The following is an 11,448-nucleotide window of genomic DNA, read 5'->3' on the forward strand; positions in this document are numbered from 1 at the left end:
ATGCACCGGATGCATCTGGAAGAGCTCACCCGCAGACTGCGGGCCGGCGGCCAGGACCCGACCGCCGAAGAGGTGGCGGACGCCGTCTGGCTGGCCCAGTGGCTGCCGCGCGCGGGCCCGGATCCCGCGGCGTATCCGGCGGCGGACGCGGCCGTCCGGGAGCCACCGGTGCGGGGCCGAAGACCGGCCATCGGCGAGGAGAGCGGGCCGGAGCAGGAGGGCGGCCCCGGCCCCGGCCCCGACCTGACCACCTCGTACGGCGCCGACAGCGTCGCCCTCCATATGAGGTCCGCCGGAGCGCGCACCACCGGTGGGGCGCGCAAAGGCGGCGCCGCCCTGCCCGTGCGCGCCCCCGGCGCCAACGCCCTGCCCGGACTGCTGGGACTGCAGAAGGCGCTCCGCCCGCTGCGGCGGTACGCCCTGTTCCCGCTCCGGCCGGGCGAGGGCCTCCTCGACGAGGACGCCACCGCCGAACGCAGTGCCGCCGCCGGCTTCCTCACCCCCGTCCTGCGCCCCGCGGCCGCCCGCCGCCCGGACATCCAGCTCCTCATGGACACCGGCCCCGCCATGGTCGTCTGGGACCGGATGGTGGAGGAACTGCGCCAGGCCTGCCAGCAGTCCGGCGCCTTCCGCGACGTCCAGGTCCACCGGCTGTACGACACCGGCGAAGGACCGCCGCTCGTCACCACCACCTCGGGGCCCGACGGCCGGCCCCGGCTGCGCCCCGGCGACCAGCTCCATGACCCCACGGGCCGCCGGCTCACCCTGATCGTCAGCGACTGCGTCGGGCCCCTCTGGCAGCGCGGTGCGGCCCAGCGGCTCATCCATCAGTGGCCCCGTCGGTCCCCGCTCGCCGTCGTCCAGCCCCTGCCCCCGCGCCTGTGGCCGCGGACCGCGCTGCCCGTCGAACCCGGTACGCTGCTGCGCCCCACCGCCCCCGGCGGGCACACGGTCTTCCTCTCCGACGAGGAGCCCTGGGAGCCGGTCGCCTCCGACGCCCGCGCGGTGCCCGTCCTCACGCCCACGCCGGAGGCGTTCGCCTCCTGGGCGCGGCTGCTGAGCGGCCACGGCACGGGCGCGGTGCGCGGCTGGGCCGCCCGGATCACCCCCGGTCCGGTACGCCGTGGCGCAGCGGTCCCCGAGCCCGTGGACCCTGGTGGCGCTTCCGGCCAGGCCGCCGACCGGGCCATGGGCCGCGCTGTCGGCCCGCGCGGTGACGACGAACTGCTGCGCGCCTTCCGGGCCGGAGCCTCCCCCGGCGCGCTGCGGCTCGCGGTCCACCTCGCGGCGGCGCCGCTCGCCCTCCCCGTCATGCAACTGGTCCAGCGCGCGATGCTGCCCGACACCGGCCCCATGGAGCTCGCCGAGGTGTTGCTGAGCGGTCTCCTGCGCCAACTGCCCGGCCCCGCCCCGTACCCGTGCTACAGCTATCCGCCCGGCGTGCAGCAGCACCTCCTCGGCTCCCTGGACCGCAGTGCCGCCGCCCTCGTGCTCAAACACTGCTCCGAGTACGTGGAGCGCACCTTCGGCCAGGGCATGCGCAACTTCCCCGCGCTGGCCGCCGCCCGGCTCGCCGGACACCGCACCGACGAGGAGCCGGCCCCCACGGTCGACGAGTCCGACGAGCCGACCGTCCCCGAGGGCCCCGAGTCCGAACTCTTCGCCCGCATCCCCGCGCGGGTGCTCCGCTTCTACCACCCCGACCTGGTCACCCCCGAACCGCTCGCCGAGGCGCAGCGGCTCCTCGCCCAGTGGCGCGACCAGTCCGACCCCTCGCTCCTGGCCGGGGCGCGTGAACGCGCGGAAGCGGCCCTCCCCGAGGACGCGGTACGTGCCCGGATCGTCCTCGGGCGCGTCCTGTACGCGCAGGCCGGCACCGCCGCCGTCCGAGGCACCGCACGCCGGGCCGAGCTGCTGACCCGCGCCGCCGCCGAACTGGAACAGGCCACGGCGCAGGCGGAGACCGGCGGAGAGGAGTGGGCGCAGGCCCGGCTCGAAAGCGCGGTCGTACGCCACGCCCTGTGGCGGCTCACCGACGACCCCGCTCACCTGGACGCCGCACTCGCCGCACTCGCCGGGGAGGCGGGGGAGTGGCCCGAGGCCCACCACCACACGCTCCACCTGCGCCGTGGCCGGCTGCTGCTCGCCCGCGCGGACGGCCCCGGCGCGGCGGCCGAACTCGCCGCAGCCGTACGGATCCGCGAGACGGGACCGGCCCTCCTCGACCTGGCCGACGCCCTGCACCTCGCGGCCGCCGACCCGGCCGAGATCACCCCCGTACTCGACCGTGCCGAGCCGCTCCTCGGCGAGGGCACCGCGCTGCGCCTGCGCTGGACCACCGCGCGTGCCCGGCTCCACGACGCCGTCGGCGACGCGCCGGCCACCGACGCGGCCTACGAGGAGGCCACGCTGCTCGCCCCGGCCGAGAGCGAGCAGCGCGGCCGGCTCCTGATGGCCTGGGGCGAGTCGCTGATGCGGCGCGCCGCGGCCGCGGAGGGCACGGAACCGGTCGACCGCGCCGAGGGCGTGCTGCGCGAGGCGCTCACCGCCCTGCCCGCCGACGCGCCCCACCGGGCCAGGGCGCGGATCCTGATCGGCAGCGTGCTCGCCCTGCGCTTCCACCGGGCGGGCTTCCTGCCGGACCTGTACGAGAGCCGCCATCTGCTGGAGCAGGCGGCACGCACGACCGACGACCCGGGCCTGCGGGCCGCGGTGTGGCTGCAGCTCGGACGCGTACGGGTCGAGCTGAACGAGGTGGCCAGGGACGGCCTGCTCGGCGACGCGCTCGCGGCGTACGAACGCGCCCGTGAGGACGCGGTGGCGGCGCACGGCGACACCCCGGGTTCGGTCACGGAAGCCCGGGCGTTGCACGCGCAGGGGGCCGTCCTGCGCCTGATGGGCCGGACCGGCCGGGCCCGGGCCGCCCTGCGGGCCGCGGTGGAGCGGTGGCAGCGTCTGACGGCCGCTCTCGTGGACGTGGACTGGAGCGACGTGGAGCGGACGAGGGCGCTGCTGGCGGAGGTGAACACCGAACAGGACCCGCCGCACGGGCCGTTGTCGGCGGCCGACCGGCTCCGTCGGCTGCCGCCCTGGTGGGCCTGGAACGAGACGGTGGAATGAGCGGCTTGATAACGGGGGCGTGAATGGGCGCACTTGAGTCGAACGGGTTTCCGCCTTCCTGGCCTCGGGAAGAACCGCTCCGCCGCTACGACCGTGGGGGACAGGCGTGGGTGGGGAGGAGCCGAGGGTGTTGGAGCACATGGAGTGGGTCGCGGGTGTCGACCGGGACGCCGGGCCGCCCAGGCACCTGCCCGACCTCACCGCCGTCGACCTGCGGACCCTGCGCTTCATGGACCATCCGGAGCTGGCGGCAGCCGTGGAGCGGGTGCTGTGGCAGCCCCTGGAACTGGCCGAATCCTGGCGGGAGGGTGCCGACGACAATGGCCCCGACTGAGGGCCGGCCGCTCCACGCCGACCAGCTGTTTCCGGTCAGATGGGCGCGTTTGGCGGCCGAAGGGGCGAGGAGGGGCGGATGACCTTCGCGTCCCTGACCGCGACGGCCTTCGCGGAACTCGCCCGCACGAGCCCGGAACCGGCCGGCGGTTCGCTCCTGCGCTCCGCCCTCCACGCCCGGCGCCTGTTGCTCCTCAAGGCCCTGCTGGTCCGGGTGCACCGACACCGCCAGGCGGTCGACCCCACGGCGCTGCGCCGTTTCGAGGACTCCTGGCACCTGCTCGAACGGGTCGAGCGGCGCCACCCCGCCGTGGTCCGTGACGTTCTCGACTACCCGACGACGGGCGTGTGGCTGGCCGCCGCGGTCGCCGAGCCGGCGGGACCCGCGCTCGACCACCTGCTCACGAGGCTGGAAGCCGTCGCCGTCACGGCCGCCCTGCGCGCCGGCGACCCCCTCGACCTCACCGTCGAGACGCCCGGTGGCGTCCTCGCCCTGCCGGCCGTGGGCGTGCTGCGGGTCGCCGCCGACCGCGTCCGGATCAGCGCCCGGTCCCCTGTCGTACGGTTCCACCCGGAGGGCGGCCCGCGCGCCGCCCCCACCGTCCTGCTGCTCGTCGGCCGACGGTCCGGCACGCTCGTCGGCCGCGGACCCGGCTGGAGCGGACTGCGCGCGCTTCCCCACAGCGCCGCCCGCCTCGACGACCTCGACCCCTACCGGGTGCCGCCCGCCGCGGCCGCCACCTCGGTCGGCACGGCGGCCGACCACGCCGACACCGACCACGCCGCCTGGTCGGCCTGCTGGCGCGCCGCGCGAGAGCTGCTGGCGCGCACCGACCCGCGCCGCGCGGTCGAGATCGGCCACGCGGTGCGCGCCGTCGTCCCGCTCGAACCCTGCGGGCCGCGGGCCCTGGGCGCCACCCTGAGCGCCGCCCCCGGCGCCGTGCTGACCTCTCTGCCCGCCGGTGCGCAGGCCATGGCCGAGACCCTCGTCCACGAGATCCACCACAGCAAGCTGGCCACGCTGCACGAGCTCGTCCCGCTGTACGGGCCCGGGCGGGCCGCCGTGCACCGGGTCGGCTGGCGGCCGGACCCGAGGCCGATCCCCGGCGTGCTGCACGGCGCGTACGCCCACCTCGCGCTCGCCGACCTGTGGCGCCGGGCCACCACCGCGGACGGCGTGCCGGCAGCCTGGCGGTCCGACGCCGGGCACCAGTTCGACCACATCCACGATCAGGTGGGCGAGGCCCTGTCGATCCTGCTTGAATCCGATGAACTGACCAATGAGGGCCGGGAGTTCGCCCATCAAATGAGGCGGCATCACGCGAGCCTGGGCGCGGCCCCGAGCGCCGCTGGGTAACACTGTGCCCACGGCAGGCGACACTGCGTTGTGCGGGACCGGGACGGGAGACGTGACAGATGGCGGAACAGCGGTCGGGCGGAACGGCGGACCACGGCGGAGGAGCCGCCCCGGAACACGTCCTCGTGGTCTTCCCCGGCTACCACCGTCCGTGGGCGACCTGGATCAACCAGCGGCTCGAAGCCCAGGGCGTCCGCGCGACCCTCCAACGTTGGGACCCACCGCGCGAGGCACCCCTGGAGGACTCGCTCGGTGATCTGCTGCTCGCCCGCGGGACCGTGCTGCTCGTCCTCGACGACTGGTTCTTCCAGCTCGGGCCCCGACCGGCCGGCGAATGGAACGACGTCCTGCGCGGCTTCGTAGCCGCCCAGGCCGACCGGTTCGCCGCCGTCAACCTCACCAACCGGTCCCTGCTCCCCGCCACCGCCGTCCTCGAACCGGTCAGCCTCTGGGGCGTCGGCGAGGAGGAGGCCGAGGTACGACTCCTCCACCGGCTCGGCATCGAACCGCGCCGCTCCGGCAGCCGCCGCGTCCCGCCGGGGGCGCCCGTCCGCTACCCGGACACGCCCCCGTCCGTCTGGGGCGAGGTCCCGCGCCGCAATCCCACCTTCACCGGCCGCGACGACCTCCTCACCGAACTCCAGCAGCGTCTGATGGACGCCGACCGCGGCAACGCGGCCTGCACCCTGCTCGGCATGTCGGGCATCGGTAAGACCCAGATCGCCGCCGAGTACGCCCACCGCTTCAGCCCCGACTACGACGTCATCTGGTGGGTCAACTCCGACGACCGCAACGTGCAGCGCGACCGCCTCGGCGAACTCGCCGCCGAACTGCGGCTGCCCAGCGGAAACGAACCCGGTGAACGCATCCGAGCCGTCCGCGAAGCCCTGCGCCGGGGCGACCCGTACGCCCGCTGGCTGGTCATCTTCGACGGCTGGGACGACACCGACGGCGCCGGCGTGCTCCTTCCGCAAGGGCCCGGCCATGTGCTCATCACCTCCCGCAACCACGGCTGGGGCGACCACACCGACGTCCTCAAAGTCCCCAGCTTCGACCGCGCCGAGTCCACCGGCTACCTGATGCGCCGCGCCCCGCACATCACCGCACCGCAGGCCGACGAGGTCGCCGCCGAGTTCGGCGACGTACCCCTCCCGCTCGTCCAGGCCGCCGCCTGGCTCGGCGAGTCCGGCATGGAGGTCCCCGAGTACCTGCGCATGGTCCGCGACGGACGGCTCTCCACCGTGGACGAGCCGTCGAGCGGCGACGGCTTCCCCAACGCCTCGCTCACCTCCTGGTCGATACTGATCAACCGGCTCCGGCGCGCCCAGCCGCAGGCCATCGACGTCCTCAGCCTGTGCGCCTCCTTCGCGCCCGGCCGCATCCCGCTCGGCATCATCCGCGCCTACCCCCAGGCGGAGCTGCCCGAGGACCTGCGGTGGATGGCCACCGACCTGCCGGCCTGGACCCGCGCCCTGGACACCCTCGTCAACTACTCGGTGCTCACCCGCGAGACCAGAGGGCCCGTCACCAGCGTCGAGATCGGGCCGCACCAGGAGTCCGTGCACATGCACCGGCTCGTCCACGACATCGTCGCCCGCCTCACCGACGGCGACCACCGCAAGGCCCACCGCAAGGCCGTACGCACCCTGCTCGCCGAGGCCGACCCGGGCAACCCGATGGACAGCCGGCACTGGCCCCGCTACGCCGAACTCCTGCCGCACCTGGAACCGTCCGGGGCGCTCCTCAGCCGCAACCCCCGCATCCAGGCCGCCGTGCTCAACTGCCTGCGCTACTGCTTCCGCAGCGGCGAGTTCACCGCCGGCGCCCAGCTCGCCGAGAGGATCCGGGACAACTGGTCCACGTTCATGGACCCGCTGGACCAGCCCATGCTGGAGCTGACCACCCAGCAGGGCAACATCCTGCGCTCCTTCGGCCGGTTCCGCGAGGCGTACAACCTCGACCTCGCCCAGCGCGAACGGCTGAGCGCCGCCTCGCCCCCCAACGAGCTCGGCTCCCTGCTGTCCGGCAGCGCCATCGCCAGCGACCTGCGTTACCTCGGCCAGTACCAGGAGTCGGAGCGGCTCCAGCGCCAGGTCCTCGTCGAGGCGCAACGCCTCCTCGGCGACACCGAGTTCTCCACGCTCGTCGCCCGCCACAACCTCGGCGTCGTCCTGCGGCTGCTCGGCCGCTACCGCGAGGCGTACGAACTCGACGCCGAATCGCTGGCCCGCAACGAGAACGTCCTGCGCACCCGGCACGCCCACACCCTCAACTCCAGCAACGCGGTGGCCCACGACCTCCGGCTGCTCGGGCAGTACCGCGAGGCGCTCGCCCGCCAGGAGGCCAACGTCCGGGTGCACGTCCAGGTCCTCGGCCCGCAGCACCTGCAGACCCTGTACGCCCGCACCCAGCTGGCCCTGTGCCGGCGCCGCGAGGGCGGGTTCCAGCAGGACATCGGCGCCATGATGGCCACCCTGCTCGAACAGCTGGAGCAGGTGCACGGCCGCACCCACTACGTGACGCTCTCCTCCCTCAACAACTACGCCAACTACCTGCGCGAGCACGGCGACCTCGACCACGCCAGGGAGCTCATCCACGAGGCCGAGGCCGGCTACCGCTCACTCCTGGGCCCCGCCCACCCCGTCGCCACCGGAGTCCTCGCCAACACCGGTCTCGTCATGCAGGCCTCCGGCGAACGCGCCGACGCCCTGGCCATTCTGGAGGCCGCGCTGGCCGGACTGACCGCCTCGCTCGGACCCGACCACCCCTGGGTCCTGGGGTGCGCGCTCAACGCGAGCGCCGCCCGGAACTTCAACGGAAGGGTCGGCGACGCCGCCGAACTCAGCCGCGACACCCTGCGGCGGGCCCGGCACGCCCTGGGCAACGAGCATCCGCTGACCCTCTCCTGCCAGGTCGCGCTGGCGACCGACCTGCGGGGCCTGCGGGAGGTCGAGGAGGCCGGAAAGCTGGAGGAGGACGCCCTGCTCACCCTCACGCGGACCCTGGGCGCCCAGCATCCGCACACGCTCTCGGCCCGGCAGCGCAACCGCCCGTACTGGGACTTCGAGGCCAACCTGGGGTAGCACCAGGACACGCCGGAGGCCCGGCACCCCTCGGGGTGCCGGGCCTCCGTACGTACCGGAACGACTACCGGAACTGACCGGAACAGCGGATCAGGCGTCGAAGACCTCGTTGACCAGCTGCTGCTGCTCGGCCTGGTGACGCTTGGCCGAGCCGACCGCCGGGGAGGAGGAGTGCGGACGCGAGATCCGGCGCAGGCGCTCGCCGTGCGGGATGTCGGCGCCGACCGCCAGGTCCAGGTGGTCGATCAGGTTGAGCGCGATGAACGGCCAGGCACCCTGGTTCGCCGGCTCCTCCTGCGCCCACAGGTACTTCTCGGCGTTCGGGTACTTGGCGATCTCGGCCTGGAGCTCGGCACCCGGCAGCGGGTACAGGCGCTCCAGCCGGATGATCGCGGTGTCCGTGGTGCCGCGCTTCTGACGCTCGGCCTCCAGGTCGTAGTAGACCTTGCCGGCGCAGAAGACGACCTTGCGGACGTCGGCCGGGTTACCCGCTCCGGAGGAGGTGAGGGTGTCGCCGATCACCGGGCGGAAGCCGCCGGTGGTGAACTCCTCCGCCTTCGACGCCGCGGCCTTCAGACGCAGCATCGACTTCGGGGTGAAGACGATGAGCGGCTTGTGGTGCGGGTTGTGGACCTGCCAGCGCAGCAGGTGGAAGTAGTTCGACGGCAGGGTCGGCATGGCGACCGTCATGTTGTCCTGCGCGCACATCTGCAGGAAGCGCTCCGGGCGCGCGGACGAGTGGTCCGGGCCCTGGCCCTCGTAGCCGTGCGGGAGGAGCAGCGTGACGCCGGAGGTCTGGCCCCACTTCTGCTCGGCCGAGGAGATGAACTCGTCGACGACGGTCTGCGCGCCGTTGACGAAGTCACCGAACTGGGCCTCCCAGATGACCAGCGCGTCCGGGCGGGCCAGCGAGTAGCCGTACTCGAAGCCCATCGCCGCGTACTCGCTGAGCAGCGAGTCGTAGACGTTGTAGTGGGCCTGGTCCTCGGCCAGGTAGAGCAGCGGGGTGAAGTCCTCGCCGGTCTCCTGGTCCACCAGGACCGCGTGACGCTGGCCGAAGGTGCCACGGCGGGAGTCCTGGCCGGACAGCCGGACCGTGGTGCCCTCCATGAGCAGCGACCCGATGGCGAGGGTCTCGCCGAAGCCCCAGTCGATCGTGCCGTCGTCGATGGAGGCCGCGCGGCGCTGCATCTGCGGCATCAGGCGCGGGTGGACCTTGATCCGGTCCGGGATGTTGACCTGCGACTCGGCGATCCGCTTCACGACCTCCTGGGAGACCGCGGTGGTGACGGCGACCGGGAACTCCGGCTGGGCGTCCGGGACGTGCGTCGGAGCCGGCGCCGAGGTGGCCTCGCGGACCTCCGCGAAGACCTTCTCCAGCTGGCCCTGGAAGTCCTGGAGCGCCTGCTCGGCCTCTTCCAGTGTGATGTCGCCGCGACCGATCAGCGACTCGGTGTACAGCTTGCGCACCGAGCGCTTCTTGTCGATCAGGTTGTACATCTGCGGGTTGGTGAACTGCGGGTTGTCGCCCTCGTTGTGACCGCGGCGGCGGTAGCAGATGAGGTCGATCACGACGTCCTTGTTGAACGTCTGGCGGAACTCGAAGGCGAGCCGCGCGACGCGGACCACGGCCTCCGGGTCGTCGCCGTTCACGTGGAAGATCGGCGCCTCGATCATGCGGGCCACGTCGGTCGCGTACATCGAGGAGCGCGAGGACTCCGGTGCGGCGGTGAAGCCGACCTGGTTGTTGATGACGATGTGGACCGTGCCGCCGGTGCGGTAGCCGCGCAGCTGCGACATGTTCAGCGTCTCGGCGACGACACCCTGGCCGGCGAAGGCCGCGTCACCGTGCAGGGCGACCGGCAGGACGGTGAAGTCCGTGCCGCCCTTGTTGATGACGTCCTGCTTGGCGCGGACGACACCCTCCAGGACCGGGTCGACCGCCTCCAGGTGCGAGGGGTTGGCGGTGAGCGAGACCTTGATCTGCTCGCCGTCCAGGCCGGTGAAGGTGCCCTGGGCGCCCAGGTGGTACTTCACGTCGCCGGAGCCGTGCATCGACTTCGGGTCGAGGTTGCCCTCGAACTCGCGGAAGATCTGCGCGTACGACTTGCCGACGATGTTCGCGAGGACGTTCAGGCGGCCGCGGTGGGCCATGCCGATGACGACCTCGTCCAGGCGGGACTCGGCGGCGGAGTCGATGACCGCGTCGAGCAGCGGGATGACGGACTCGCCGCCCTCCAGGGAGAACCGCTTCTGGCCGACGTACTTGGTCTGCAGGAAGGTCTCGAACGCCTCGGCGGCGTTCAGGCGGCGCAGGATCCGCAGCTGCTCCTCACGCTCCGGCTTGGAGTGCGAGCGCTCGACGCGGTCCTGGATCCACTTGCGCTGCTTCGGGTCCTGGATGTGCATGAACTCGACGCCGGTGGTGCGGCAGTACGAGTCGCGCAGCACGCCGAGGATGTCGCGGAGCTTCATCATCGACTTGCCGGCGAAGCCGCCGACCGCGAACTCGCGCTCCAGGTCCCACAGGGTGAGGCCGTGCTCGGTGATGTCCAGGTCGGGGTGCTTGCGCTGGCGGTACTCCAGCGGGTCGGTGTCGGCCATGACGTGGCCGCGGACCCGGTAGGAGTGGATCAGCTCGAAGACGCGGGCGGCCTTGGTGACGTCGTCGTCGTGCGAGGCGTCGATGTCCTTGAGCCAGCGGACCGGCTCGTAGGGGATGCGCAGGGCCTTGAAGATGTCGTCGTAGAAGCCCTCCTCGCCGAGGAGGTAGTTCGCGACGATCCGCAGGAACTCGCCGGAGGCGGCACCCTGGATGACCCGGTGGTCATAGGTCGAGGTCAGGGTCATGACCTTGGAGATGCCCAGCTTGTTCAGGGTGTCCTGGGAGGTGCCCTGGAACTCGGCCGGGTAGTCCATCGAGCCGACGCCCATGATGACCGACTGTCCGGGCATCAGACGCGGCACGGAGTGGACCGTGCCGAGGCCGCCCGGGTTGGTCAGCGAGACCGTGACGCCGGTGAAGTCCTCCATCGTCAGCTTGCCGACGCGGGCGCGCTTGACGATGTCCTCGTAGGCCTGCCAGAACTCGAAGAAGTTCAGGGTCTCGGCCTTCTTGATGCCGGCGACGACGAGCTGGCGGTCGCCGTTGGGCTTCACCAGGTCGATCGCGAGGCCGAAGTTCACGTGCTCCGGCTTGACCAGGGTCGGCTTGCCGTCCTTCTCCGCGAAGGAGTAGTTCATCGACGGCATGGCCTTGATCGCCTGCACCATCGCGTACCCGATGAGGTGCGTGAAGGAGATCTTCCCGCCCCGGGCGCGCTTGAGGTGGTTGTTGATCACGATCCGGTTGTCGAAGAGCAGCTTCACCGGGACGGCGCGGACGGACGTGGCCGTCGGCACCTCCAGCGAGGCGTTCATGTTCTTCGCGACGGCGGCGGCGGGGCCGCGCAGCGTGATCAGCTCGGGACCGGCCGGGGCCTCGGTGGCCGGGGCCTTCGCCGGAGCGGCGGCGGCCTTCGCGGGCGCCGGGGCCGGGGCGGGCTTCGCCGGCGC

Annotated in this window: 5 protein-coding genes; 4 read left to right on the plus strand and 1 reads right to left on the minus strand. The window is 72.9% G+C overall.

What is annotated here, in order from left to right; all coding sequences use genetic code 11:
• From J7E93_RS03025 to fxsT, 4 genes are all read left to right on the plus strand, one after another.
• Entirely contained in the window at positions 1–3,120 is a 3,120-nt protein-coding gene (locus J7E93_RS03025) for an SAV_2336 N-terminal domain-related protein (RefSeq protein ID WP_215065639.1), read from the plus strand.
• A gap of 127 nt (positions 3,121–3,247) precedes the next feature.
• Entirely contained in the window at positions 3,248–3,454 is a 207-nt protein-coding gene (locus J7E93_RS03030; protein ID WP_215065640.1) for a hypothetical protein, read from the plus strand.
• 78 nt (positions 3,455–3,532) lie between these two features.
• A complete protein-coding gene (locus J7E93_RS03035) occupies positions 3,533–4,810 on the plus strand; it encodes an HEXXH motif-containing putative peptide modification protein (RefSeq protein ID WP_215065641.1) in 1,278 nt (425 codons plus the stop codon).
• A 59-nt stretch (positions 4,811–4,869) separates the two neighbouring features.
• Entirely contained in the window at positions 4,870–7,893 is a 3,024-nt protein-coding gene (gene fxsT / locus J7E93_RS03040) for an FxSxx-COOH system tetratricopeptide repeat protein (RefSeq protein WP_215065642.1), read from the plus strand.
• A gap of 90 nt (positions 7,894–7,983) precedes the next feature.
• On the opposite strand, the gene J7E93_RS03045 is transcribed toward fxsT, so the two are convergent.
• On the minus strand, positions 7,984–11,448 hold a 3,465-nt coding region (locus J7E93_RS03045; RefSeq protein WP_215065643.1), incomplete at its 5' end, for a multifunctional oxoglutarate decarboxylase/oxoglutarate dehydrogenase thiamine pyrophosphate-binding subunit/dihydrolipoyllysine-residue succinyltransferase subunit.

Source organism: Streptomyces sp. ISL-36 (assembly GCF_018614205.1).
In the GTDB taxonomy this organism is placed as follows: Bacteria; Actinomycetota; Actinomycetes; order Streptomycetales; family Streptomycetaceae; genus Streptomyces.

Coding starts and splice junctions, on each gene's coding strand:
- J7E93_RS03025 (WP_215065639.1), top strand. CDS start 1: ATGCACCGGATGCATCTGGAAGAGCTCACCCGCAGACTGCGGGCCGGC.
- J7E93_RS03035 (WP_215065641.1), top strand. CDS start 3,533: ATGACCTTCGCGTCCCTGACCGCGACGGCCTTCGCGGAACTCGCCCGC.
- fxsT (WP_215065642.1), top strand. CDS start 4,870: ATGGCGGAACAGCGGTCGGGCGGAACGGCGGACCACGGCGGAGGAGCC.